The organism is Alsobacter soli (genome assembly GCF_003004785.1).
GTDB lineage: Bacteria > Pseudomonadota > Alphaproteobacteria > Rhizobiales > Beijerinckiaceae > Alsobacter > Alsobacter soli.
This window is the reverse complement of record NZ_PVZS01000003.1, coordinates 57,404-81,139: the sequence shown is the minus strand read 5'-3', so window position 1 is coordinate 81,139 and position 23,736 is coordinate 57,404. Positions and strand designations below refer to the sequence as shown.

At 69.3% G+C, this 23,736-nt stretch carries 23 protein-coding genes; 17 read left to right on the top strand and 6 right to left on the bottom strand.

Annotated features, from left to right (window positions below; all coding sequences use genetic code 11):
• Window positions 1-32 precede the first annotated feature (32 nt).
• Window positions 33-1,838: a PHA/PHB synthase family protein gene (locus SLNSH_RS03395; protein WP_106335256.1), complete on the bottom strand. Its 1,806-nt coding sequence runs from the start codon at window positions 1,836-1,838 to the stop codon at window positions 33-35.
• 144 nt (window positions 1,839-1,982) lie between these two features.
• Here SLNSH_RS03395 and SLNSH_RS03390 point away from each other — a divergent pair, with 144 nt between their 5' ends.
• The 7 genes from SLNSH_RS03390 (at window position 1,983) to SLNSH_RS03360 (ending at window position 8,618) form a co-directional block, all read left to right on the top strand.
• Window positions 1,983-2,408: a hypothetical protein gene (locus SLNSH_RS03390; RefSeq protein ID WP_158266660.1), complete on the top strand. Its 426-nt coding sequence runs from the start codon at window positions 1,983-1,985 to the stop codon at window positions 2,406-2,408.
• 163 nt (window positions 2,409-2,571) lie between these two features.
• Window positions 2,572-3,795: an LL-diaminopimelate aminotransferase gene (locus SLNSH_RS03385; protein ID WP_106335254.1), complete on the top strand. Its 1,224-nt coding sequence runs from the start codon at window positions 2,572-2,574 to the stop codon at window positions 3,793-3,795.
• Window positions 3,796-3,826: 31 nt separating this feature from the next.
• Window positions 3,827-5,146: a homoserine dehydrogenase gene (locus tag SLNSH_RS03380; protein ID WP_106335253.1), complete on the top strand. Its 1,320-nt coding sequence runs from the start codon at window positions 3,827-3,829 to the stop codon at window positions 5,144-5,146.
• Between the two features lie 143 nt (window positions 5,147-5,289).
• The gene (glpX, locus tag SLNSH_RS03375; RefSeq protein WP_280954449.1) at window positions 5,290-6,297 is read left to right on the top strand and encodes a class II fructose-bisphosphatase; all 1,008 of its coding nucleotides are present in this window, start codon (window positions 5,290-5,292) and stop codon (window positions 6,295-6,297) included.
• A 30-nt stretch (window positions 6,298-6,327) separates the two neighbouring features.
• Entirely contained in the window at window positions 6,328-7,596 is a 1,269-nt protein-coding gene (locus SLNSH_RS03370) for a winged helix-turn-helix domain-containing protein (protein ID WP_280954448.1), read from the top strand.
• Window positions 7,597-7,649: 53 nt separating this feature from the next.
• Window positions 7,650-8,147, top strand: coding sequence for an MgtC/SapB family protein (locus SLNSH_RS03365; protein ID WP_106335252.1), 498 nt, complete (start codon window positions 7,650-7,652; stop codon window positions 8,145-8,147).
• 66 nt (window positions 8,148-8,213) lie between these two features.
• On the top strand, window positions 8,214-8,618 hold the full coding sequence (locus SLNSH_RS03360; RefSeq protein ID WP_106335251.1) for an acyl-CoA thioesterase: 405 nt from the start codon (window positions 8,214-8,216) through the stop codon (window positions 8,616-8,618).
• A gap of 11 nt (window positions 8,619-8,629) precedes the next feature.
• Here the strand turns inward: SLNSH_RS03360 and SLNSH_RS03355 are convergent, their stop codons facing one another.
• The 3 genes from SLNSH_RS03355 to SLNSH_RS03345 form a co-directional block, all read right to left on the bottom strand.
• Complete coding sequence (locus SLNSH_RS03355; protein ID WP_106335250.1) at window positions 8,630-9,337, bottom strand: DsbA family oxidoreductase; 708 nt, start codon at window positions 9,335-9,337, stop codon at window positions 8,630-8,632.
• A gap of 64 nt (window positions 9,338-9,401) precedes the next feature.
• Entirely contained in the window at window positions 9,402-10,667 is a 1,266-nt protein-coding gene (locus SLNSH_RS03350) for an AMP-binding protein (protein ID WP_158266659.1), read from the bottom strand.
• Window positions 10,668-10,712: 45 nt separating this feature from the next.
• Window positions 10,713-12,527 carry an extracellular solute-binding protein gene (locus tag SLNSH_RS03345; protein WP_245422015.1) on the bottom strand — a complete coding sequence of 605 codons (1,815 nt, stop codon included), beginning with the start codon at window positions 12,525-12,527 and terminating at the stop codon, window positions 10,713-10,715.
• A 349-nt stretch (window positions 12,528-12,876) separates the two neighbouring features.
• Here SLNSH_RS03345 and SLNSH_RS03340 point away from each other — a divergent pair, with 349 nt between their 5' ends.
• The 4 genes from SLNSH_RS03340 to SLNSH_RS03325 all read left to right on the top strand — a co-directional run bounded on the left by SLNSH_RS03340 (window position 12,877) and on the right by SLNSH_RS03325 (window position 15,130).
• Window positions 12,877-13,644, top strand: coding sequence for an invasion associated locus B family protein (locus tag SLNSH_RS03340; RefSeq protein ID WP_106335248.1), 768 nt, complete (start codon window positions 12,877-12,879; stop codon window positions 13,642-13,644).
• Between the two features lie 72 nt (window positions 13,645-13,716).
• A complete protein-coding gene (gene arsC / locus SLNSH_RS03335) occupies window positions 13,717-14,133 on the top strand; it encodes an arsenate reductase (glutaredoxin) (RefSeq protein WP_106335247.1) in 417 nt (138 codons plus the stop codon).
• A 71-nt stretch (window positions 14,134-14,204) separates the two neighbouring features.
• Window positions 14,205-14,828, top strand: a complete 624-nt coding sequence (locus tag SLNSH_RS03330) for a YidB family protein (protein ID WP_106335246.1) — start codon at window positions 14,205-14,207, stop codon at window positions 14,826-14,828.
• 35 nt (window positions 14,829-14,863) lie between these two features.
• On the top strand, window positions 14,864-15,130 hold the full coding sequence (locus tag SLNSH_RS03325) for a GlsB/YeaQ/YmgE family stress response membrane protein (protein ID WP_106335245.1): 267 nt from the start codon (window positions 14,864-14,866) through the stop codon (window positions 15,128-15,130).
• Window positions 15,131-15,182: 52 nt separating this feature from the next.
• Here SLNSH_RS03325 and SLNSH_RS03320 read toward each other — a convergent pair whose 3' ends face one another.
• Window positions 15,183-15,548 carry an antibiotic biosynthesis monooxygenase family protein gene (locus SLNSH_RS03320; RefSeq protein WP_106335244.1) on the bottom strand — a complete coding sequence of 122 codons (366 nt, stop codon included), beginning with the start codon at window positions 15,546-15,548 and terminating at the stop codon, window positions 15,183-15,185.
• Between the two features lie 263 nt (window positions 15,549-15,811).
• Between SLNSH_RS03320 and SLNSH_RS03315 the strand changes: the two genes are divergently transcribed.
• Together SLNSH_RS03315 and SLNSH_RS03310 are read left to right on the top strand one after the other, a co-directional pair.
• On the top strand, window positions 15,812-16,273 hold the full coding sequence (locus tag SLNSH_RS03315) for a YbhB/YbcL family Raf kinase inhibitor-like protein (protein ID WP_245422013.1): 462 nt from the start codon (window positions 15,812-15,814) through the stop codon (window positions 16,271-16,273).
• A 27-nt stretch (window positions 16,274-16,300) separates the two neighbouring features.
• Window positions 16,301-17,980, top strand: coding sequence for an AMP-binding protein (locus tag SLNSH_RS03310; protein ID WP_106335243.1), 1,680 nt, complete (start codon window positions 16,301-16,303; stop codon window positions 17,978-17,980).
• 22 nt (window positions 17,981-18,002) lie between these two features.
• On the opposite strand, the gene SLNSH_RS03305 is transcribed toward SLNSH_RS03310, so the two are convergent.
• Entirely contained in the window at window positions 18,003-19,040 is a 1,038-nt protein-coding gene (locus SLNSH_RS03305; protein WP_106335242.1) for an SDR family oxidoreductase, read from the bottom strand.
• Between the two features lie 200 nt (window positions 19,041-19,240).
• Between SLNSH_RS03305 and SLNSH_RS03300 the strand changes: the two genes are divergently transcribed.
• From SLNSH_RS03300 to SLNSH_RS03285, 4 genes are read left to right on the top strand one after another with little or no spacing between them, the layout of a single operon-like run.
• Window positions 19,241-21,031 carry a thiamine pyrophosphate-requiring protein gene (locus SLNSH_RS03300; RefSeq protein ID WP_106335241.1) on the top strand — a complete coding sequence of 597 codons (1,791 nt, stop codon included), beginning with the start codon at window positions 19,241-19,243 and terminating at the stop codon, window positions 21,029-21,031.
• Window positions 21,028-22,134, top strand: coding sequence for an enolase C-terminal domain-like protein (locus SLNSH_RS03295; RefSeq protein WP_106335240.1), 1,107 nt, complete (start codon window positions 21,028-21,030; stop codon window positions 22,132-22,134). The genes SLNSH_RS03300 and SLNSH_RS03295 overlap by 4 nt, the downstream gene beginning before the upstream one ends.
• Window positions 22,124-23,092, top strand: a complete 969-nt coding sequence (locus SLNSH_RS03290) for a hypothetical protein (protein WP_245422012.1) — start codon at window positions 22,124-22,126, stop codon at window positions 23,090-23,092. Before SLNSH_RS03295 ends, SLNSH_RS03290 begins: the two co-directional genes overlap by 11 nt.
• Window positions 23,085-23,732 carry a gluconate 2-dehydrogenase subunit 3 family protein gene (locus tag SLNSH_RS03285; protein WP_106335239.1) on the top strand — a complete coding sequence of 216 codons (648 nt, stop codon included), beginning with the start codon at window positions 23,085-23,087 and terminating at the stop codon, window positions 23,730-23,732. Before SLNSH_RS03290 ends, SLNSH_RS03285 begins: the two co-directional genes overlap by 8 nt.
• The last annotated feature ends 4 nt before the right edge of the window (window positions 23,733-23,736 follow it).

Sequence of the window (23,736 nt, the reverse complement as noted above, 5' to 3'; positions counted from 1 at the left end):
TGCTTGGCGGGCGCGGGGCTTGAACGCCCGTGTCACGCCCGGATCTTCACATAGTCGCCCGGAGCGTCGCCCAGCGGCTCCAGCTTGCCGCCGCCAGGCTTCCGCGCCTCCACCTTCTCGGGCGCCTGGGCGGCGATCCACTGAATCCAATGCGGCCACCAGGAGCCGGGGTGCTCCGTGGCGTTGTCGATCCATTCGTTGAGCTCGCCTTCCGGCTTGCCGCCCGTCCAGAACTGGTATTTCGGCTTTTCGGCCGGGTTCACGACGCCGGCGATGTGGCCGGAGCCGGCCAGCACGTAGGTGACCTCGCCGCCGAAGCGCTGGGAGCCCAGGAACACGGACTTGGCCGGGGCGATGTGGTCCTCGCGGGCCGCGAGGTTGTAGATCGGGATGCTCACCCTCTTGAGGTCGAGCTCGATCCCGCCAACCTCCATCTGACCTTTGGAGAGCTTGTTCTCCAGGTAGCAGTTGCGCAAGTAGAAGGAGTGGTTCGCCGCCGGCATGCGGGTGGAATCGGAATTCCAGTAGAGCAGGTCGAATGGAAAGGGCTCCTGGCCCTTCAGGTAGACGTTCACCACGTAGGGCCAGATGAGGTCGTTCGGCCGCAGCATGTTGAAGGCCGAGGCCATGCTGGAGCCCTCCAGGTAGCCGCGGGCATACATCCGGTCCTCGATGTTGCGCACCTGGTCCTCGTCGACGAACACCGAGAGGTCGCCCGCATGGGTGAAATCGACCTGGGTGGTGAACAGGGTCGCGCTCTCGATGCGCTCGTCCCCGACCGCGGCCATGTAGGCCAGCGCCACGGAGAGCAGGGTGCCGCCCACGCAGTAGCCGATGGCGGTGACCTTCTTCTCGCCCGTTGCCTGCTCCACGACGTCGAGGGCGGTGAAGATGCCCTCGCGCATGTAGTCCTCGAAGCTCTTCGTCGCCTGGCGCTCGTCCGGGTTCACCCAGGAGATCGTGAACACGGTCAGGCCCTGGGATACCGCCCAGCGGATGAAAGACTTATCCGGGTTGAGGTCGAGGATGTAGAATTTGTTGATCCAGGGCGGCACGATGAGGAGCGGGCGCTTGTAGACCTGCTCCGTCACGGGCTCGTACTGGATCACCTCCATCAGGTCGTTGCGGAAGATGACCTTGCCGGGCGTGGTCGCCATGTTGACGCCCACGGCGAAGTTGCCGGACGTGGTCTGGCGCAGCTTGAGCGTGCCCTTGCCGGCCTCGATGTCCTCCGCCAGCATCTTCATGCCGCGCACGAGGTTCTCGCCGTTCTCCTTCAGGGTCTCGCGGATCAGCTCGGGGTTGGTGGCGACGAAGTTCGTGGGCGCGAGGGCGCTCGAGATCTGCCGCACGTAGAACTCGGCCTTGTGCTTCGTGTGCGGATCGAGCCCGTCCGACTGCTTGACCAAGTCCTCGGCCCAGCGCGAAGTGATCAGGTAAGCCTGCTTGATGAAGTCGAAGACCGGGTTCTCGGACCATTCCGGGTCCTTGAACCGCTTGTCGCCGGGATCGGGCTCGGCCACCGGTGGGACGGGCTCGCCCTGGATGCGCTTCATGGAGCCGGCCCAGAGGTCCAGGAAGCCTTTGGTCAGGGAGGTCTGGGCCATGATCAGGCGCTGCGGGTCGGCGGCCCAGTGCTCGGCGATCTGGCCGAACGTCTTGACCACGTCGCTGACTTCGCTGCTCACGCCCGGCTTGACGTGCCCCTGCTCCACGGGCTTCAGCGCGGCGGCGGTGGCCTTCCCCAGTTCCTCCATGAGCTTGGCGGAATTGGCCGCCAGGGCCTCCGCGTTCGGCACGGGGATCTGGGTCTGCTGTTTCGACTCGCCGCCCTGCATGTCCTACGTTCCCTCCATGTCGCCGGCGTCCCTTGCCGGGGCGCTCGTTGCCGACATAATAACGGCCACGATGGCCTTGAAGGTCAGAATTTTTACTGAAGCCTCTAGGCGTTTGGTCCAACGCCCAATGACGGAGAAGAATCGGTGATCATCGGGCGCCTTCGGAGGATCAACACACGGCCTTTGGGGGCGATGATCGCCGTTGCGGGCATCGCCTTTGGAGGGGCGGGCTGTTCGGCCCAGACGAGCGGGAGCTCGGGCCTCAAGCCGATCACCGACAAGCTTAACATCACCACCACCGTGCCGCCCGCCGCCGACTTCGTCGAGAAAAGCAGGCCGCAGTCCATGGACTACATGCCCGTCGGGGTGGTCCCGCCGGCGCGCAGCGTGAAGCCGCGCACGCCCGACCAGGTTAAGGCGCTCGAGGCCGAGATGGAGGGGACCCGCAAACGCCACGACGCGCTCGGCGGACGCAAGCCGCCTGCGACAGCCGCCGCGAAGGCCAAGCCCAAGTCTCCCGACAGCAAGTCCTCAGACAAAAAGACCACGGCTCCCGCGCAGCCGATGTGAACGAATGCGTGCGGGCGCGCCGGCCTGATGGTACACAGGCGCGCTGCTTCGCGACGCGCGGCGGCGATCCCGGCGCGTCGTTGCGTGGCGTGGCCGGGGTCCACCAGGAACGCCCCTTGCCGGCGCGGCCGGGGAGGGGCCCGATCAACGGGACCCGAACGCCATGTCAACCGATTTCCACCGCATCAAGCGACTGCCGCCCTACGTCTTCGAGCAGGTGAATCGGATCAAGGCCGCCGCACGCAACGCTGGCGCCGACATCATCGATCTCGGCATGGGCAACCCGGACCTGGCGGCCCCCAAGCACGTGATCGAGAAGCTGGTGGAGACCGCCGGCAAGCCGCGCACCGACCGCTATTCCGCCTCCAAGGGCATCGCCGGCCTGCGCCGCGCCCAGGCGGGCTATTACGAGCGCCGCTTCGGCGTGAAGCTCAACCCCGACACGCAGGTCATCGCGACCCTGGGCTCCAAGGAAGGCTTCGCCAACATGGCGCAGGCCATCACGGCGCCGGGCGATGTCGTGCTCGTGCCGAACCCGAGCTATCCCATCCACGCCTTCGGCTTCCTGATGGCTGGCGGCGTGATCCGCTCCGTGCCGGCCGAGCCGAACGAGGAGATGTTCCGTGCGCTTGAGCGCTCGGTGATCCACTCGATCCCGAAGCCCATCGCGCTGGTGACGTGCTACCCGGCGAACCCGACCGCCTATGTGGCGTCGCTCGACTTCTACAAGGACCTCGTGGCCTTCGCGAAGAAGCACGAGCTGATCCTCCTGTCGGACCTCGCCTATGCGGAGGTCTATTTCGACGACAAGAACCCGCCGCCGTCCGTTCTCCAGGTGCCCGGCGCCATGGACGTGACGGTGGAGTTCACTTCGCTCTCCAAGACCTTCTCCATGGCCGGCTGGCGCATGGGCTTCGCCGTCGGCAACGAGAAGCTGCTGGCCGCGCTTGCGCGCGTGAAGAGCTACCTGGACTACGGCGCCTACACGCCCGTGCAGGTGGCCGCGGCGGCGGCGCTGAACGGGCCGGACGACTGCATCCGCGAGATGCGGGAGATCTACAAGAAGCGGCGCGACGCGCTGGTGGAGTCCTTCTCACGCGCCGGCTGGGAATTTCCCGCGCCGCAGGCCTCCATGTTCGCCTGGGTGAAGATCCCCGAGCCGTTCCGCGAGATGGGCAGCCTGGAGTTCTCCAAGCTGCTGGTCGAGAAGGCCTCCGTGGCGGTTGCGCCCGGCATCGGCTTCGGCGAGCACGGCGACGAGTACGTCCGCATCGCCATGGTGGAGAACGAGCAGCGCATCCGGCAGGCGGCCCGCAACGTCCGGCGGTTCCTTGAAACCGCTGACAAAACATTGCACAACGTCGTCCCGATGGCGGCGCGCGGGTGATCCGCGCGCCTTTTTGACAGGATCTGCTTCGATGGCTGAGCCGCTTCGCGTCGGCGTCGCCGGGCTGGGCACGGTGGGCGCGTCGGTCCTCCGCTTGCTGGACCGCAACGCCGCTTCCCTGGCCGCCCGCTGCGGCCGGCCCGTGGTCGTCACGGCCGTTTCGGCCCGCGACCGCACGCGCGACCGCGGCGTGGACATCACGCGCTACGAATGGTTCGACGACCCGGTGGCGCTGGCGCGCGCGCCGGGGGTCGACTGCGTGGTGGAGCTGATGGGCGGATCGGACGGTCCTGCCAAGGCGGTGGTGGAGGCGGCGCTCGCGGCGGGTCGGCCGGTGGTGACCGCGAACAAGGCCCTGCTGGCGCGGCACGGCGCTGCGCTGGCGCGGCTCGCCGAGGAGCGTGGCGCGTCCATCGGCTTTGAGGCGGCGGTGGCCGGCGGCATCCCGATCGTCAAGGCGTTGCGCGAGACGCTGGCGGGCAACGCCGTTCACCGTGTGTCGGGAATCCTGAACGGCACCTGCAACTACATCCTGTCGCGCATGGAGCTGGAAGGCCTCAGCTTCGACGCGGTGCTCGCGGACGCCCAGAAGCTGGGCTACGCGGAGGCCGACCCGACTTTCGACGTGGGCGGCTTCGACACCGCCCACAAGCTCGCCATCCTGACGAGCCTCGCCTTCGGCACCGAGATCGACGCCGACGCCATCCACGTGGAAGGCATCTCGGCCATCACGCCGTTGGACCTGAAGATGGCGGACGACCTCGGCTACCGGATCAAGCTGCTCGGCGTGGCCGAGCGCACGCCCACCGGCATCGAGCAGCGCGTCCATCCCACGATGACGCCGAAGAGTTGGCCAATCGCCCAGGTCATGGGCGTGACCAACGCGGTGAACGTCATGGCCGAGCCCGTGGGCGAGCTGACGCTCGTCGGCCCGGGCGCCGGCGGGGACGCCACGGCCTCCTCCGTGCTCGCCGACTTGGTGGACGTCGCCCGCGGCCTGCAGGTGTCGCCCTTCGGGCAGCGCGCCGAGACTCTCGAAGCGGCCGAACGCCTGCCCATGCAGCGCCACGAGGGCGGCTACTACGTCCGCCTGTCCGTGGCCGACCGGCCCGGCGCGGCGGCGGCGATCGCGACCCGCATGGCCGAGCGGCAGATCTCGCTGGAGAGCATCGTGCAACGCAGGAGCGGGCCGCGGCCGACGGACACGTCCGGCCGGTCCGGCGAGCCCGTGCCCGTGGTGCTGATCACCTACGCCACCACGGAAACGGCCATCCGCAGCGCCATCGACGCGATGCTGGCGGACGGCTATGTTTCCGAACCGCCCCAGGTGATCCGCATCGAGCGGGCTTAACCCTTTGGCCGGGTTCCGTTCGTAACCAGCGGACGGTACGCACAAAACGTGCAACCTTTAGCGGAGCTGTGCGTCTTCGCCCCGAATGCGCCCAGGCGTTTCGCAACCTCTCACTACCCACCACATGCCGGGGGACAACGGCCGTGACCGACCATACCCATGACATCAACGTCCAGCCGAAGGACGTGATCGAGCGCATCCTGTCGATGGAGCTCGTGCGCGTGACCGAGCGCGCCGCGGTCTCCGCCGCGCGCCTCCGCGGGCATGGCAACGAGAAGGCCGCCGACCAGGCCGCCGTGGACGCGATGCGCCGAGAGCTGAACAAGCTCCCCATTGACGGCACCATCGTGATCGGCGAGGGCGAGCGCGACGAGGCGCCCATGCTGTTCATCGGCGAGAAGGTGGGCAACGGGAAGGGCCCGCGCGTCGACATCGCCGTGGACCCGCTCGAAGGCACGACGCTGTGCGCCAAGGACATGCCCGGCGCGATCGCCGTAATGGCGATGGCCCAGGCGGGCTCGCTTCTCTATGCGCCCGACGTCTACATGGACAAGATCGCCATCGGCCCCGGCTACCCGCAGGGCGTGGTGGACTTGGACGCCACGCCGGCCGACAACGTCAACGCGCTGGCCAAGGCCAAGGGCGTGAAGCCGCACGAGATCTCGGTCCTGATCATGGACCGCCCGCGCCACGCGGACCTGATCGCCGCCGTGCGCAAGACGGGCGCCTCCATCCGCCTGATCACGGACGGCGACGTGGCGGGCGTGATCTTCACGGCCATGCAGCATGAGACCGGCATCGACCTCTATCTCGGCATCGGCGGCGCGCCGGAGGGCGTGCTGGCGGCAGCGGCGCTGCGCTGCGTCGGCGGGCAGATGCAGGGCCGTCTCATCCTCGACACCCCCGAGAAGGTCGAACGCGCCCGCGGGATGGGCGTCGCGGACCCCAAGCGCAAGTACGGCATGACCGAGCTCGCCAACGGCGACGTGATCGTGTCGGCTACCGGCGTCACCGACGGCGCGCTGCTCCAGGGCGTTCGCTTCGGCAAGGAAGTGATCCACACCGAGACCATCGTGTACCGGTCGATCACGGGCACCGTGCGCAAGATCCAGGCGGAGCACCGCGAGTTCGAGAAGTTCCGCCTCGACTGAGGCGGAACAAGAAGGGCGGGGGGCGCGGATGTGAGCTCGATCCTCATCGACGCATCCCCCGACGTCCCCGAGCCGTCGCCTGCTCCAGTGGCGGCGCTCACCGTCACGCAGGCCCGCCGCATCGCCCTGGCCGCCCAGGGCTTCGCGCGGGCGCGCCCCGAGCCGGCCGAACGGCGTCACTTCGACGCCATGAGCGACCGGCTGGGATTGCTGCAGATCGACTCCGTCAATGTCCTGCAGCGCGCGCATTACATGCCGGGCTTCGCGCGCCTGGGCCCCTACGACACGGATTGGCTCGAGCAGGCGGCCTATGGCGGACGCCGGCGCAAGCTTTTCGAGTACTGGGGCCATGAGGCGTCGCTGATCCGGTGCAAGCACCAGCCCCTCCTGCGCTGGCGCATGGCGCGGGCCGAGCGCGGCGAAGGCATCTACAAGAACCTGGCCCGCTTCGGTCGAGAGCATGCGGACGCCGTGAAGGCGGTCTACCGGGAGGTCGAGCGGCGCGGCCCGGTAGCCGCCCGCGATCTCGCGCCCGAAACGGCCGAAGGCGACGAGAAGCCCAGGGCCGGGACGTCCTGGTGGGGGTGGAGCGACACGAAGCGCGCGCTGGAATGGCTCTTCTGGGCGGGGATGATCACGACCGCGTCTCGCCGGGGCAATTTCGAGCGCGTGTACGACCTCACCGATCGCGTGCTGCCCCGCAAGGTCCTGGACACGCCGACGCCGAGCGAAGCCGATTCACACCGCGCCCTGCTGCGCATCGCCGCGGAGGCGCTGGGCGTCGCGACCTCGCAGGACCTGCGCGACTATTTCCGCCTGGGGCCGGCCGCCGCCGCGCGCCTGCCCGAGTTGGTGGAAGAGGGCGCGCTCGTCCCTGTTGAAGTCCGCGGCTGGAAGCAGCCGGCCTACCTGTGGGCGGAAGCGCGGCGCCCGCGCAAGGTGGAGGCATGCGCCATCGTGTCCCCGTTCGACCCGCTGCTGTGGTCGCGGGAACGGGCCGAGCGGCTCTTCGGGATCCGTTACCGCATCGAGATCTACACGCCGGCGCACAAGCGCGAGCACGGCTACTACGTGTTGCCCTTCCTCCTCGGCGACCGGATCGCGGCGCGGTTCGACCTGAAGGCCGACAGGCAGGGCCGGGAGCTCGTGGTCCAGGCCGCGCACCTTGAACCTGGCCGGGATCCGGCCCCGGTTGGGGAGGCGGCCTCGGCGGAACTTCAGCGCCTGGCCTCCTGGCTTGGGCTGGAGACCGTCACGGCGCGCGACCGCGGCGACCTGGCTCCCTTTCTCCGGCCCTGAACGCCCAGGCAACTTCCAGCCCACCGCCTCGGTTTTCTATCCGAGGAGGACGCATGGACGGCTTTCTGGGCGGCGCGAACGCCATCCCGTGGGGAGACCTGATCTGGCGGCTTGGCCTCGCCGCCGCCTTCGGGCTGGTGCTGGGCCTGGACCGCGAGGCGCGCGGCAAATCCGCCGGCATCCGCACGCACATGCTGGTGGCGCTCAGTTCCGCCACGACCATGCTGATCGCCCTGGAGCTCTATGAAGAGTTGGCCGGCGCCGGCAAGAGCACGCCGGACCCGACGCGCGTGATCCAGGGCCTCGCCCAGGCCATCGGCTTCATCTGCGCGGGCGTGATCTTCGTCGCGCGTGGCAATGTCCACGGGCTGACCACGGCCGCGAGCCTATGGATGGCGAGTTCGGTCGGCATGGCGGCGGGCGCCGGCATGCAGCGAATCGCCATCACGGCGGTCGTTTTCGCCATCGTCGTCCTCACCGTGCTCTGGTTTCTGACCCGCTGGCTGGAGCCCGCCCGCAAGCCCGGAGCCGGCGGGGACCGAGCCGACTAGCGTCGCCTTGACCCGGCGGCGCCGGGCGGGTCTCCTGCGTCAACGAAGCAGGCGAGGGGGACGCGCATGGAAGACCGGCCGGAGGCGATCAGCGTGGAGCAGCCGCGAGGCGAACTGACCGTGCGCACCATTGCGATGCCGAGCGACACGAACGCGAACGGCGATATCTTCGGCGGCTGGGTGATGTCCCAGATGGACCAGGCCGGCGGCATCGCCGGCGTGGAGCGGGCCCAGGGCCGCGTCGTCACGGTCGCGGTGGAGGCGATGACCTTTATCCGCCCGGTCGCGGTCGGCGACGTGCTGTGCGTCTACACCGCCGTGGACAGCGTCGGACGCACGTCGATGAAAATCCACATCGAGGCTTGGGCGCGCCGGTTCCAGACGCGCATCCGGGAGAAGGTGACCGACGCCACCTTCACCTTCGTGGCCATCGATGACGATGGACGACCTCGGCCTGTTCCGCCTCTCTAGAGGCGCGGCGTTCAGTCCTCGTCGTCCTCGTCTTCATCCTTGTCCTCGCCTACGACCTGTGCGGGCTCCATTCCCGCGGCCTGGTCGAGGGCGTCCGCCAGGACCTCCGCGGGCTGGGCGCCCGACGCCGCGAGCCGGCCAGCGAAGATGAAGAAGGGGACCCCCTGGACGCCGATGTCCTGGGCCTGCCGGATCTCGCGCTGGACCTCGGGCGCAGCCTCGTCCGACCGGAGGAAGGCGGCTGCCTCTTCCCGGTCGATGCCGACGAGGGCGGCCCTGTCAGCGAGCGCCTCGATGTCGCCCACGTCCACGCCCTCGGTAAAGTAGGCGCTGAAGAGCGAGTCCACGAGCGCGTCCTGCACGCCCCAGGTCCAGGACCAGCGGATCAGGCGATGGGCGTCCAGCGTATTGGGCGAGCGCTGGATGGCGTCGAAGGCGAAGGGAATGCCTTCTTCCTCCCCGATGGCGATCAGCCTCTGATGGACCTCGCCCACCCGATCCCCGAATTTGCGGGCCATGTAGGCCTTCCGGTCGTAGCCGCCGGCCGGAATTGTCGGGTCGAGCTGGTAAGGCCGCCAACGGACGACGACGGGCTGCTCGGGGCGCATCTCGAGAGCCTTGGCCAGCCGCTTCTTGCCCACGTAGCACCAGGGGCAGACCACGTCGGAGATGACGTCGACGGTGACCGGCGCAGGCGCGGCCTCGGTGGCTTCGGTCATGACGGGTCCTCCGCTCCGGTTGTCTCAGGGAAGTCTAGGGCAGGGTCGCCCGTTTGCGAGGTTGTCAGCGCGCCGAAGCCGAAGGCTCCACCGCGACCAGCCTGTCGCCATCGAGCCGGGCGGTGAGCTGCGCGTCGGCCCAGTTCAGCGCGGTCGAGCCGGGCGGGCGGCCGCTGACGCCCTCGCCCCGCAACAGCAGCCGCCCCTGATCGAGTTTCATCTCGAGCACCAGGGCGCCGTCGACGGAATCGGGCACCCTTAAGGGCGCGCAACTGAGGTCGGGGACGCCTCGCGCGTCCCGCTGGCCGATCGCGAGGCCTTTTTCGCCGAGAGCCAGCAGGTCGATAACGGGCGAGTCCAGGCGCCGAGCTCTCTCGCGCTGGTCCATGCGAGCTGGCGGACGATGCAGCAGCAGGGTGGAACTCACCGCCGGCCCGCCCAGGAGGTCGGCTTGCAGCAGCGCCCGTTCCAGCGCCGCAGGGGCCACGAGGTGCGGCTTCGACATCATAGCCAACTGGTCGAGCAGCTTCGCCGACTCGAACACGCCGTGCAGGTGCAACGTTGCTCCGGTCAGCAGGGCGGGGACCAGCCCGGTGGCCAGGGCCGCTGCGGAAAGCGGGGCGAGGGTCGACAGAATGGCCTCCGCTGACCCCAGGTTGGCCCGCGTCACGACGCCGAGCCCGCGCGCGATGAGCGCCTCCTGATCATGCTCGATCCAGAGCGGCCCGGTCGGGCCGCGGCTGAGGGTGAGCACGGGGGTGGGCCTGGATCGGGACGCGTCGAAGACGTTGAAGAAATCGGACGAGCCGCCCTGGGCCATGGCGTCGGACAGGGGAACCACCCCCGCCGGCAGTCGATCCCCGAAGGCCAGGATGAAGCGCGGGCCGTCATCCATCGCACAGGCGGCGCGCATGATCTCGGCCGGCTTGAGGGCGCCGAGGGCGGCGACCGTGACCACAGCCTCCGCGCCGCTGTCCCCCAGCGCCTTCGAAAGGTCGCCAGCAGGCAGCCAGGGCGGGAGAAGGCATGGGACCATTCCGGCCTTCAGCACGGCGAGCAGAGCGAGGGGCGATTCGACGGATCCGCCCATCGCCAGCGCGATGCGGCTGCCGGGGTCGAGCCCGATTTCCTCGATTCGCTGCAGCAGGTTGTCGACCGTCTCGGCGGCCTCGGCGTAGGTCCGGCGAGTCACCCGGCCGCCGCTGGTCAGGGGCTCGGCGAAGGCGAGCGCCTGGCCGTTCAGGTTCGCCGTCGACACGAACAGGTCGACCAGAGTCACGCCCGACCATGGCGCCGGCGCTGCGCTCTCGATCTCGACGGCTTGCCTCAAGGTGGTGTCCCGCGAATCCCTGCTCAACTTAGCATTGCGAGCGAGTCAGTGCGATTCCCGCCACAGCGTCTCCGGGAGAAAGCCGAACAGGGCCGTCCTGGCGGGACGCTTCACCGCGGCTGCGTGGGCGATCCACTGTTCCGGCTGATTGAACAGGGGGACGACGTAGAACCCCGACAGCAACAGCCTGTCGAGCGCGCGCACCGAGTCCACGAAGTCGTCATGAGCGCGCGCCGCCAGCATCGCCTCGATGGCCGCGTCGATCGCCGCAGACCGCGCGCCGGCGTAGTTCAGCGAGCCGGCGCGGTCGGCCGAGGCGCTGCCCCAACGGCCGTATTGCTCGTTTCCGGGCGACGGGGAGGCGCCCCACGCGTACTGGATCATGTCGTAGTCGAAATCCGACAGACGGCGCCAATACTGCACGTCGTCGACGAGGCGCACCTTCATGGTCACGCCGATGCGCTTGAGCGAGTTGGCGAAGTTCAGGGCCAACCGCTCCTGCACCCGGCTCGAGGCCAGGAACTCGAAGGCGAATGGCTGCCCCGTGGCGGCGTTCTGCAACACGCCGTCCTGCAGGACGTACCCGGCTTCGGTCAGGAGGTGCAGCGCGCGCCGCGCCTGCTCGCGGTCGCGACCGCTTCCGTCCGAATTCGAAGGGCGCCACTCGCCCTCCAGGATGTCGGGCCGGACCGCGCCGGGATATGGGGCCAGCAGTTTCCGTTCCAGAGCGGATGCGGGGCGCCCCGTGGAGGCCAGTTCGGAGCCTTCGAAATAGCTCTCCGTGCGCCGGTACACGCTCGAGAACAGGGTGCGATTGACCCAGGTGAAATCGAAGAGAAGCCCCAGCGCTTCCCGCACCCGAACATCGGCGAAGAGCGGCCGCCGCGTGTTGAAGACCAGGGCGTTCATGCCCTTGGCCGTCTCAACAGGCACGGGATCCTTCACGACGCGTCCGTCCCGGACTGCGGCGAAATCGTAGCCGTTCACCCAGCGCGTCGGGTTGTCCTCGGAGCGAACTTCGTAGAGCCCGCCCTTGAAGGCCTCGAACAGCGAGGCCCCGTCCCGATAATAGTCGAAGCGGATCTCATCCGGGTTGTAGAGTCCCCGCGAGATCGGCAGGTCCTTGGCCCAGTAGTCCGGGTTCTTGCGGTATGTGACGCTTTCGCCGGGCTTCACGGCCGCGACCACGTAGGGGCCTGACCCGACCGGCGGGACGAGGCTCGTCTGCTCGAAAGCATCCGGGTCCGTGGCGTGCCTCGGCAGCACCGGCATCAGGGCGAGGATGAGCGGCAACTCGCGGTCCTCGGATCCGGACAGGTCGAAATGGACGGTGAGCGCGTCCGGGGCCTCGGCCTTCTTCACCTTGGCGTACCAGCTACGCAGGTTGGGCTTCCCCTTGCGCTTCAGCAGGTCCCACGTGAACAGGATGTCCTCGGCGGTGACGGGGCGCCCATCGGAGAACCGCGCCTTCGGGTTCAGGCGGAAGGTGACCCAGCTCCGGTCGTCCGGCGTGTCGATGGTCTCGGCGATGAGCCCATAGAGGGAAAACGGCTCGTCGAAGGAACGCGCCATCAGGCTCTGGAACACGAGGCCCGTCGGCGGCGCGATCGCCTGGGCCGCCAGGCCTCGCACGGCATAGGGGTTCAGCGTGTCGAACGTGCCCTGGACGCCAAAGACGATGCGCCCGCCCCGGGGGGCGTCGGCCCGGACATAGGGCAGGGACTGGAAGTCCGGCGGGAGGGCCGGGTCGCCGTGCATGGCGATCCCGTGGCGCGGCTCGGCTCGCGCGGGACCGAGCGCCGCAAGCACCACAAGGAGCGCCAGGAACGCGCCCAGCAGATCGATTCGAAAGCACCTCACCCCGGGACCTTACCAGTCCCGGGCGACGCCGGCACATCGACTGGCTCTATGCCGGTCGGGCTCCCGCGAGAGCGCCGCTGGCTTCCACCGCCGCCATAAGAGGGCGCCAAACCCCGCCTTTTTCGGCTGGAAACCTTGTGGGGAAAGGGATATGAGGCGTTCGGCTTGGCCATCCTCACGCCTCATTCCGCGTCGATGCAGCGACCGGGATCGTAGGGACGGCCGCGGCCTTCCTGGTGTGCCTGGCCCATCCGGGCTGGAAGTCCTTCGTGGGACCGCGTGGGCGCGCTTTCTCGGTTCTTGTCGGCGCCCCGCCGTCGTCCCAGTCAATCGAAGAGGAATTCTCCTGATGTCCTTCGACCGGTGGTCCGCTCTGCGCCCCAGCCGATTGGCGCTCGTCGCCTCCGCCTGCCTGGCGGTCGCCTCGCCCGCGCTCGCCCAGACCAAGCCCGCCCCGGCGAAGCCGGCGGCCCCGGCCCAGCCCGCCGCGCCCCAGGGGCAGCAGCAGGCTCCCCAGGGTCCGACCGTCGTGCAGGTCAAGCCCGAGCCGTCCCAGTCCGACTGGGTCAAGGTTTGCGGCAAGGACCCGCAGGCCGGCAAGGAGATCTGCTACACGACCCGCGACTTCGTGTCGGACCAGGGCCAGCCGGTGCTCGCCGTGGCCGTCTATGACGTGAAGGGCGACCCGAACAAGATCGTGCGCTTCCTCATGCCGCTCGGCCTGCTGCTGCAGCCCGGCATCCGCTACTCGGCCGACACGGGCGCCGCCCAGGCCGGCAAGTACGCGATCTGCTTCCCCAACGGCTGCTTCGCCGAGGGGCCGGTGAAGGAGGACGTGGTCAACTCGTTCAAGAAGGCCACGAACCTCAACATCAGCGTTCAGAACCAGTTCACCCGCGAGGTGACGTTCCAGGTTCCGATGGCCGGCTTCGGCAAGGCCTATGACGGCCCGCCGATCGACCCGGCGGTCCTCGAGCAGCAGCAAAAGCAGCTCCAGGAGCAGATGCAGAAGCAGGCCGAGGAGATGCGCAAGAAGCTCGAGGGTCAGGGCGGCGCCGCCGCTCCGGGCGCTGCGCCGGCCCCGGGCGCGGCCGCCCCGGCTGCTCCGAAGCCGTGATCGTCGTCGCAAGATAAGCGATGCTTCGGGCGGGCCCTCGGGTCCGCCCGTTTTTGTTCCGGAGCCTCCATCATGACCGTGACCATCTTTCACAATCCGGCCTGCGGAACCTCGCGCAATGTCCTCGCCATGATCCGGCAAAGCGGCGAGGAGCCGGTCGTGGTCGAGTACCTGAAGACGCCGCCCAGCCGTGAACGGCTGGTCGAACTGCTCGTCAGGATGGGCATGAGCCCGCGCCAGCTCCTGCGCGAAAAGGGAGCGCCCTACGCCGAGCTCGGCCTGGCGGACCCGGCCCTGAGCGACGACGCGCTGATCGACGCCATGATGGCCCATCCGATCCTGATCAACCGGCCGATCGTCGAGACGCCCCTCGGCGCCCGCCTGTGCCGGCCTTCGGAAGCGGTGCTTGAAATCCTGCCCCGGCCGGCCATCGGCCGCTTCGTCAAGGAAGACGGGGAGGTCGTGGAGGCGCCCGAACGCTCCGCCTGACCGCGCGCACGCGCCCGGCGGAAACCTTCCCGCCCAACCCGGGTTGTTGCCTCCGACAGGAGGACAAACCCATGGGCCTGCTCGACAACATTCTCGGCAACCTGACGGGGGGCGGCGCACAGGCTGGCGCCGGCTCCTCTAGCTCGACATCCCCGCTCACCAAGGCGCTGTTGCTGCTCCTCGCAGCCAAGGCGTACCAGCACTACACGAGCCAGAACCAGACGTCGGCGCCCCAAGGCGGTCCCGCAGGAGGATCGCTGTCGCCGGGAAGCGTCTCGCAGGGCGGCTTCGGCGGCGGGCTCGGCGACATGCTCCGCGGCGGCGCGGGAGGCGGCCTTCTGGGCGGGCTGGCCGGGGGAGGGCTCGGCGGAATCCTCGGCAGCCTGGTCGGCGGCGGCGGACTGAACGACATCGTCGACCGTCTCCGGAACAGCGGACACGGGCAGGCGGTGGATTCCTGGATCGGCCGTGGCCAGAACCAGCCGATCCCACCTGCCCAACTCGGGCAGGCGCTGGGTCCTGACACGGTTCAGGAGCTTTCCCAACAATCCGGCATGAGCCACGACGACGTCTTGCGCGAACTCGCGCAGGAACTGCCCTCGGCCGTCGACCAGGTCACGCCCGAAGGCCGTCTGCCTGCTCCCGAGGAGGTGCAGGGCCAATCAGGCCAGGGGCAAGGGGGACAGTGGGTTTGAGCGGCGATCCAGCAGCAGCGACGGAGAACTGAGCCATGGGCATCTTGTGGACCATCATCATCGGATTCATCGCCGGCGTGATCGCCAAGTTCATCCATCCCGGCGACAATGAGCCAGCCGGCTTCATTATGACGGCCATCCTCGGCATCGTCGGCGCTTTCGTCGCCACTTGGCTGGGACAGGCGCTCGGCTGGTATCATGCCGGCGAGGGCGCGGGACTGATCGGCGCGGTCGTCGGCGCCGTGATTGTCCTCGTCATCTGGGGCATGTTCACCCGCCGGAGCACGACCACCACGATGTGAGCTTCGCGGAGGCGGGCGCTTCGGCTCCAGCCTCCGCAATCGCTCTGGACGGCTAGGACGGCGCGCGGTCCTGGGCATCGTGCGCCGCGCGGCTGTCGCTCGGCGCTTGCTCGCGATCGGTCATTCCGTAATCGCGCATCGTCTGCGCCACCCGCAGCCGATAATCCCTGAACACGCCATTCCGTCCCATGGCCTGGGTGTTGCGATGCCGTTCAAAGGCGCGCCAGGCGGCCACGGCCTCTTCATCCCGCCAGAATGACAGTGACAGCAGCTTGCCCGGATCGGTCAGGCTGGCGAAGCGCTCGACGGAGATGAACCCGTCGATCCGCTCGAGGTCGGCGCGCAGCGAGGCGGCCATCGCCAGGTAATCGTCCTTCCGCCCTTCCGCAGGCCAGACCTCGAAAACGACCACGATCATGAGTTCCGCTCCGCTTGTGGGCCGCATAGGGGCTCGTTAAGCCCCGACGCCCCTGGTCCTGTCCTGGCGGAGCATATCGCCGGCGCCACACGGAGGCGACCCGGCCGAAACTGATCCGAAGCAGCCAGCCGTTCCCCGCGACAGCGCAGAGTGTCCCCATGAACCAGCGCCCGCTGGGCCTGAGACCGACGGGGCTTCTTATGGAACGTCATGTCCCGGCCGCGGCTGCCGGCTCTCGAACCTGAGAGGGGTAGGGGACAGCGATGACGACGGTGCTGCGCCTGGAATCGCCCGCCTTCAGACCGGGGGCCGCCATTCCCCGCCGTTATACGTGCGACGGCGAGAACGTGTCTCCGGCCCTCGAGTGGAGCGGAGCGCCGGAGGGCGCGCTGAGCTTCGCAATCCTGTGCGACGACCCGGACGCGCCCGGCGGCGTTTGGCGCCACTGGGCGGTTTACGATCTACCACCCACGCTGCGCCGCCTCCCGGAGGGCGCTGGCGCGGAGGGCGTCTCGCGGCAGGCCGTCAACGACTTCGGACATCCCGGATACGGCGGCCCCTGTCCGCCTCGGGGCCATGGCGCGCACCGCTACCGGTTCCGCCTGCTCGCGCTCTCGACAGACATCCTGCACGTTCCATCGACGGCTTCCTGCCGCATGGTCGAGCAGGAGGCGCGCAAGCACCTCCTCGCGGAGGCCGTGCTGGAAGGCGTCTACGGCCGCTGAGACCGCGCCGCGCATCGGACTGCTTCCATGATCCCCATCGTCGGCGTCCCGGCTCCCGTCTACCCGCCGACCGTAGATTGGGCGGCGCCCATCTCGCCGGGCCGCGTGGAGGACCTGCTCGAAGCAGCTTGCAGCCGCTTCGCCGACCATGTCGCCTGCTGGTCGGAACGCGGAGCGGTCACCTATGCAGATCTGGCCAGCAAGGCGGACCGCATCTGCGGCGGGCTGCAAGGGGAAGGCCTCCAGCCGGGCGACCGGGTCGGTCTGATGCTCCCGAACAGCGTCGCTGCCGTCGCGGCCTTTTTTGGCGTGCTCAAGGCCGGCGGCGTCGTGGTCAACTTCAATCCCCTGCTGGCCATTCCCGAGATCACGCGGCAGGCGCGGGACTCCGGAGCGGACACCCTTGTCGTGCTCAATCTCGCCGCGCACCTCGCCGTCGCCGAGCACCTGATGGAGGAAGGCGCGATCGATCGCTGCCTCGTGGCCGATGTAGGCGAGATGCTGGGAGGGCTGCGCAGGCTGATCTTCGGCTGGAGCCCGTTTGGGGGCAGGGGAAAGATCCCGGCGAACGATCCGCGATATCGCCGGCTGGAGAGCCTTGGCGGGGAGCCAACGACCACGGGAAGGGATCCGGGCGACATCGCCGTTCTGCAATATACCGGGGGCACGACAGGACTTCCTAAGGGCGTGGTCCTCACGCATCGCGCCCTGCACGCGAACGCGGTGCAGCTTGCGCGCTGGTTCACCCAGGCGGAGGCGGGGGCGGACAAGATCGTCGCCGTGCTTCCGTTCTTCCACGCCTTCGGCATGACGGGCGCGATGCTGTTTGGCGTGGCGCTTGGCGCCGAACTGGTCCTGCTGCCGCGCTTCGACGCCGATGGGTTGATCTCGGTGATGGAGAGTCGGCGCGCCACCATGCTGCTCGGCGTTCCGGCCATGTTCCGGGCGTTGCTGATGCGTCCCAAGCTCGCCAAGGCCGATCTCAGCAGTCTCAAGGTTTGCATCTCGGGAGGCGACCCCCTCGATCCAGCGCTGGCGGACGCCTTCCGGGCTGCGACCGGCGTCCGCGTGCTGCAGGGATATGGACTGACAGAGTGCGGGCCCGTGGTGACCTGTGGATCCCTCGACGTGCCTGCCAAGCCCGCCTCGGCGGGCCTGCCCCTCCCGGGGACACGCCTTCGCATCGTGGATCCGAGCGCGCCCGAGATCGTTATGGCCGCCGGGCAGGTCGGGGAGATCTGCGTGGCGGGGCCCCAGGTGATGGCCGGTTATTGGAATGCGCCCGGGGAGACCGCAGCCGTTTTTCGCGACGGTTGGTTGCGAACGGGAGACCTCGGCTCGCTGGACGACGACGGCTACCTGTTCGTGGTCGATCGCCTGAAGGACCTGGTCTCGGTCCATGGGCGCCATGTCTTCCCCCGGGTCGTCGAGGACGCAATCCGCGCGCACCCGTCCGTAGCCGACGCCGCTGTGATCGGACCGACGGCAGGCGCCCAGGAAGGGCGCCTGGCCGCCTTCGTCGTGCTGCGGCCGGACGGCCGGCTGACGGAGCAGGAACTGAAGCAGTTTCTCGAAGGCCGGCTCGCCGCGTTCGAGCGCCCGGGACATGTCAGGTTCATGGGCGCGCTGCCCAAGACAGCGCTAGGCAAGACAATCAAGGCGCAACTCGTCGCCATGCTGGACGAGAACGGTCCGGCCGCTTCATAGGGACTGCCGCGGAAGCGCTGGCTCAGGAGCCACGGCGCCCTGCGGCCCACGCCGCAAGCCCGACCCCAACCGCACCGAGCAGCAGGCCGGCGCGGGCCACCGCGGGGGACAAGGCGGCGACCCGTCCGGCGCTGCGTCCGTCGAAGCGGCCATGGGCGCCGGGATCGCTGTCCACGGGCGCGAACAGGTTGCCATCGGGGGAGCCATCGGCAGGTTCCGGAGTCATCTGGCCATCCCAGGCCATCCGGCCGAGATAGTGGTCCAGCAGGCCGGGGGCGGCCATCGTGCCGGCGATCGCCTCCATGGTGGACCCGCCGATCCAGAGCTCGCGCGGTGCGGTGAGGGCGGCGCGGACGATCTCTTCCGCAACCGGTTCTGGCTGGTGGATCGGAGGAACGGGCTGGAGGCGGCGGCCCAGGCGGTTGCGGGCCCAGTCGAACTGGGGCGTGTTCACGGCAGGCAATTGGACCATCGTGAGTCGGATCGGGCTGCCCTCGTGGGCCAACTCGCACCGAAGCGAGTCCGTGAAGCCGCGCACCGCCGCCTTGGCGGCGCAATAGGCGGACTGGAGCGGAATGGAGCGGTAGGCGAGGGCCGAGCCGACCTGGACGATGGTTCCGCTTCCGCGCTGGCGCATGTGGCGGAGCGCCGCCAGGGTCCCGTGCACCTGTCCCAGGTAGGTGACCTCGGTCACTCGCCGGAACTCGTCGGCCGTGACGTCGTCCACGCGGCCGAACACCGTGGCCATGGCGTTGTTGATCCAAACGTCGATCGCGCCCCACTGGCGAGCGATCTTTTCGGCCGCGTCCCGCACGGCCTGGGCGTCGGCCACGTCGAGCGGCAGGGCGAGCGCCTCGCCCCCGGTCGCCTCGACATCCCGGGCGGCGCTGGCCAGTCCCCGCTCGCCCCGCGCGATCAGCCCCACGCGCCAGCCCCGGCGCGCGAAGGCGAGCGCGGTGGCCCGGCCTACTCCGGCCGACGCGCCGGTGATGACGCAAACCGGCGCGGGCCGGCGTGTTCCGGCGGCAGCGTCGGGAAAGCCGCCTGTGCGTTCGTCCATGTTTTTCCGATCCTGTTGGTCTTCGCCTTTGAGAACGGAACGAGGGCTTGGGTCGTTGCGGCCGAGCCGTCTCGCGAATCTGTGTCCCGCGCCGAACAGAAATTCGGGCCTGCCCCATGCCGCATTCCCGGTCCACGGCGTTGCCCTCCCGACGCGCATGCCGCTCCGCGCGGCGCCAACGCTGTTTTCAGGACATCGTGATGAGCAAGACGGTCGGCGATTTCTTTTGGGAGCGCATGAGCGCCTGGGGCGTGAAGCTGGTCTTCGGTTACCCCGGCGACGGCATCAACGGGTTGCTCGGCGCCATGAACCGCGACAGCCACGGCATCGAGTTCATCCAGGCGCGGCATGAGGAGATGGCGGCCTTCATGGCCTCCGCCTACGCCAAGTTCACCGGCGAGCTCGGAGTCTGCATGGCGACCTCCGGACCGGGCGGCTCCCACCTGGTGACCGGCATGTACGACGCCCGGCTCGACCATCAACCCGTGCTGGCCATCGCGGGCCAGCAGGCCACGACCGCTCTCGGCGGCCACTACCAGCAGGAGGTCGAGCTCCAAAGCCTGTACAAGGATGTGGCCGGAGCCTTCGTGCAGCAGGCCTCCGCCCCGGCGCAGACCCGCCACCTCGTCGACAGGGCCATCCGCATCGCGATCGGCGAACGCAAGGTGACGGCGATCATCTTCCCAAACGACCTGCAGGAGATGCCCTACGAGGAACCGCCCCGCAAGCACGGCACGATTCACTCGGGCGTGGGTTACGCAGCGCCCAAGGTGACGCCCTACGAGGCGGACCTGCGCCGCGCGGCGGAAGTCCTCAACGCCGGGAAGAAGGTCGCCATCCTGGTCGGAGCCGGCGCGCTGCGCGCGACGGATGAGGTGATCGCCGTGGCGGACAGGCTCCAGGCCGGGGCGGCCAAGGCGCTGCTCGGCAAGGCCGCGCTGCCGGATGACCTGCCCTGGGTCACGGGCTCCATCGGGATCCTCGGCACGAAGCCGTCCTGGGACATGATGACCGAGTGCGACACGCTGCTGATGATCGGCTCGGGCTTCCCCTATGCCGAGTTCCTGCCGAAGGAGGGCCAGGCGCGAGGCGTGCAGATCGACATCAAGCCCGACATGCTGAGCATCCGCTATCCGATGGAGGTCAACCTCGTAGGCGACTCCGCCGAGACGCTCCGGCTGCTCCTGCCGATGCTTCAGCAGAAGACAGACGACTCCTGGCGCAAGCGGATCGCGTCCGGGATGGACGATTGGTGGATAACCATGAAGGACCGGGCCATGGCGGCCGCAAGCCCGGTCAATCCCCAGCGGGTCGCCTGGGAGCTGTCGCCGCGCCTGCCGGACCGCGCCATCATCACCTCGGACTCGGGCTCCTGCGCCAACTGGTACGCCCGCGACGTGCGTATCCGCCGCGGCATGATGTGCTCGCTGTCCGGCGGGCTCGCCTCCATGGGAGCCGCCGTGCCCTACGCCATCGCGGCGAAGTTCGCCCACCCGGACCGGCCGGTGGTGGCTCTCGTCGGCGACGGGGCCATGCAGATGAACAACATGGCCGAGCTCATCACGGTGGCCAAATACTGGAAGCGCTGGTCCAACAGGACCTGGGTCTGCTGCGTCTGGAACAACGAGGACCTGAACCAGGTCACCTGGGAGCAGCGGGCCATGGAGGGGGACCCGAAATTCGAGGCGTCCCAAGACATCCCGAACGTGCCCTACCACAAGTTCGCGGAGCTGATCGGCCTGAAAGGCCTCTACGTGGACGACCCCGAGAAGCTGGGCCCAGCCTGGGAGGAGGCCCTGAGCGCCGGCATGCCGTGCGTCCTGGAGGTGAAGACCGACCCGAACGTGCCGCCGCTGCCGTCCCACATCTCGCTGGACCAGGCGCGCAAGTTCGCGTCCTCCCTGATCAAGGGCGACCCGGACGAGGGCAACGTCATCATCGACACCGCCAGGCAGGTGCTCAGCAGCGTCCTTCCCTCGGACAAGTCATGAAACAGGTCCCGACAGCGCCGGTCGGGGCTGTCCGGGCCCGGGCCTACAAGATCCCGACGGACGCGCCAGAGGCGGACGGCACCTTCGCGTGGCGCTCCACCACGCTCGTCGCCGTCGAGGTGGACGGCGGGGGCCAGACCGGCCTTGGCTACACCTACACGAGCGAGGCGGCCGTGCCGCTGATCGCCGGGCCACTGGCGCAGACAGTCCAGAGCATGGACGCCATGGACCCGCCGGCCGCGTGGCGCGCCATGACGGTCGCGGTGCGCAACATCGGCCGCAGCGGGCTCGCGGCCACCGCCATCTCGGCGGTGGATACGGCGCTCTGGGACCTCAAGGCGCGGCTCCTGGGACTGCCGCTGGCGCTGCTGTTCGGGCGGGCCCGGGACGCTGCGCCCATCTACGGCTCGGGCGGCTTCACGACCTATGACGACGCCCGGCTGGCGGCGCAGCTCGCCGGCTGGGTGGAGCGCGAGGGCTGCCGCTGGGTCAAGATGAAGATTGGCTCCGAGCCGGAGCGCGACCCGGAACGGGTCCGAGCCGCCAAGCGCGCGATCGGCGACGCCGCCCTGTTCGTGGACGCCAACGGCGCCTTCTCGCCAAGGCAGGCGCTGGGCCTGGCGGAGGTCTTCGCCAGCGAGGCGGACGTGCGCTGGTTCGAGGAACCCGTCTCGTCGGACGACTGGCCGGGTCTCGCCCAGGTCCGCGCGAGGGCGCCGGGCCGCATGGACATCGCGGCCGGGGAATACGGCTACGCCCTCGACGACTTCCGCCACTGGCTCCAGGCCGGGTGCGTGGACGTGCTCCAGGCGGATGTGACCCGCTGCGGCGGCTACACGGCCTTCCTCCAGGCCGGGGCCCTGGCGGAGGCGTTCCATGTCGACCTCTCGGGCCATTGCGGGCCGGCTCTCCACCTGCCGGTCGCCTGCGCCGTTCCGAGGCTGCGGCATCTGGAGTGGTTCCACGACCACGCGCGGATCGAGGGCATGCTGTTCGACGGCGCGCCGGCGCCGCACGAGGGCGCCATCCGTCCCGACCTCAGCCGTGCCGGCCACGGTCTCACGCTCAAGGCCTCCGACGCGGAGCAATGGCGTGTCGCGTGAACTGATGACCTCGGGCCGGCAAGTGGGGTGGGGCCAGATCGGGCTGGGCCTGGGCGCGGCAGGACTCGGCGTGGCCGCGGCCGCTCTCCTGGCCCGCACCACGACCTCTTCGGGACCGCCGCGGGCGCCGGGCGAGCCGCCGACCGTCCGGGCCGGGCGGCGCCTGAACCGCGCAGCCGGCGTGCTGGCCGCCGCCGTGCTGGCCGACAGCGCCATGGAGCACGATCGGGGAGACTTCAAGAACCCCGCCATGTTCGCGCCCCTCGCGGTGTCCGCGCTGACGCTCGTCGTCAGCGCGCACGGGCTGGGGGACCCGCATCGCGGGCGCCATCGCGTGCGCCACGCCACCTATGTTGTGGCCGCCGCGACGGGCGGCGTCGGAACGGGCTTCCACCTCTACAACGTACTCAAGCGGACGGGCGGCCTGGACTGGCAGAACCTCTTCTATGGCGCCCCGCTCGGCGCGCCGACGGCCATCGCCCTTTCGGGCCTGCTGGGCGCGGCCGCCGAACGGGTTCGCGGCACGCCTCCCGGGAGGACCCCGACGGTGTTGGGCCGTCCGGCGGCGCGTCTCCTGGCGGCGCTCGCCGCGGTCGGCCTTGTGGGCACGACCGGCGAAGCGGGGCTGCTGCATTTCCGCGGCGCGTTCCACAACCCTTTCATGCTCCTGCCCGTCAGCCTCCCGCCGGTCGCGGCGGCGCTCACCGCGCGGGCGGCGTTCAGCCCCTCGCGCAGCCGCAGCCGCCTGGCCCGCCTGTGGCTGCGGCTGACCGCCCTGATGGGTTTCGTCGGGCCGGCGTTCCACGCCTACGGCGTTCACCGCAACATGGGCGGCTGGAGCAACTGGCGGCAGAACCTGCTGAACGGGCCGCCCCTGCCGGCGCCGCCCAGCTTCACTGGCCTGGCGCTCGCAGGCCTGGCCGCGCTCGACCTCCTCAAGGACCACCCCGATGCGTGACGTCTTTCCCGGCTATGACGTGCTGAACAAGCGCGACACCCCGTCCTGGAACGAACAGACCCGGGCCGTGATCGAACGGCGCCTCGCCATCACGGACGAGCCGCGCTTCTTCGACGCCCGGGAATGGGCGGTCCTGAAGGCGCTCTGCGCCCGCATCGTGCCTCAACCTGAAGGCCGGGCATCGCCGGTTCCGGTCGCCGCGATGGTTGACCACAAGGCGCTGGAGGACGCCCGCGACGGCTTTCGTCACATCGACCTTCCGGCCCTTGGCGAAGCCTGGCGGCGCGGGCTCGCGGCGCTCGACGCGGAAGCGCAGTCGGCGGACGGCGCCTCCTTCGACGCGCTCGCGCCGGAGCGGCAGGACGCCCTGATCCGGGCCATGGAGGGCGGCTCTCTGAAGCATGCCGCCTGGGGCGGGATGCCCTGCGACCTTTTCTTCCGCATGCGCGTCATCCCTGACGTGGTGAAGAGCTACTACGCCCACCCGACAGCCTGGAGCGAGATCGGGTTTGGTGGTCCCGCGAGCCCACGCGGCTACGTGCGAATGGACTTCGACGCGCGCGATCCCTGGGAGGCCGCCGAGGCGAAGCCTGGGCAGGAAAACGAAGCGCTCCGGGAGAACCTCCGTGTGGGACGGTGAGCCG

Coding starts and splice junctions, on each gene's coding strand:
- SLNSH_RS03330 (WP_106335246.1), top strand. CDS start 14,205: ATGGGCCTGCTCGACAACATTCTCGGCAACCTGACGGGGGGCGGCGCA.
- SLNSH_RS03310 (WP_106335243.1), top strand. CDS start 16,301: ATGATCCCCATCGTCGGCGTCCCGGCTCCCGTCTACCCGCCGACCGTA.
- SLNSH_RS03295 (WP_106335240.1), top strand. CDS start 21,028: ATGAAACAGGTCCCGACAGCGCCGGTCGGGGCTGTCCGGGCCCGGGCC.
- SLNSH_RS03315 (WP_245422013.1), top strand. CDS start 15,812: ATGACGACGGTGCTGCGCCTGGAATCGCCCGCCTTCAGACCGGGGGCC.
- SLNSH_RS03365 (WP_106335252.1), top strand. CDS start 7,650: ATGGACGGCTTTCTGGGCGGCGCGAACGCCATCCCGTGGGGAGACCTG.
- SLNSH_RS03285 (WP_106335239.1), top strand. CDS start 23,085: ATGCGTGACGTCTTTCCCGGCTATGACGTGCTGAACAAGCGCGACACC.
- SLNSH_RS03385 (WP_106335254.1), top strand. CDS start 2,572: ATGTCAACCGATTTCCACCGCATCAAGCGACTGCCGCCCTACGTCTTC.
- SLNSH_RS03395 (WP_106335256.1), bottom strand. CDS start 1,838: ATGCAGGGCGGCGAGTCGAAACAGCAGACCCAGATCCCCGTGCCGAAC.
- SLNSH_RS03355 (WP_106335250.1), bottom strand. CDS start 9,337: ATGACCGAAGCCACCGAGGCCGCGCCTGCGCCGGTCACCGTCGACGTC.
- SLNSH_RS03320 (WP_106335244.1), bottom strand. CDS start 15,548: ATGATCGTGGTCGTTTTCGAGGTCTGGCCTGCGGAAGGGCGGAAGGAC.
- SLNSH_RS03360 (WP_106335251.1), top strand. CDS start 8,214: ATGGAAGACCGGCCGGAGGCGATCAGCGTGGAGCAGCCGCGAGGCGAA.
- SLNSH_RS03340 (WP_106335248.1), top strand. CDS start 12,877: ATGTCCTTCGACCGGTGGTCCGCTCTGCGCCCCAGCCGATTGGCGCTC.
- SLNSH_RS03325 (WP_106335245.1), top strand. CDS start 14,864: ATGGGCATCTTGTGGACCATCATCATCGGATTCATCGCCGGCGTGATC.
- SLNSH_RS03300 (WP_106335241.1), top strand. CDS start 19,241: ATGAGCAAGACGGTCGGCGATTTCTTTTGGGAGCGCATGAGCGCCTGG.
- SLNSH_RS03305 (WP_106335242.1), bottom strand. CDS start 19,040: ATGGACGAACGCACAGGCGGCTTTCCCGACGCTGCCGCCGGAACACGC.
- arsC (WP_106335247.1), top strand. CDS start 13,717: ATGACCGTGACCATCTTTCACAATCCGGCCTGCGGAACCTCGCGCAAT.
- SLNSH_RS03380 (WP_106335253.1), top strand. CDS start 3,827: ATGGCTGAGCCGCTTCGCGTCGGCGTCGCCGGGCTGGGCACGGTGGGC.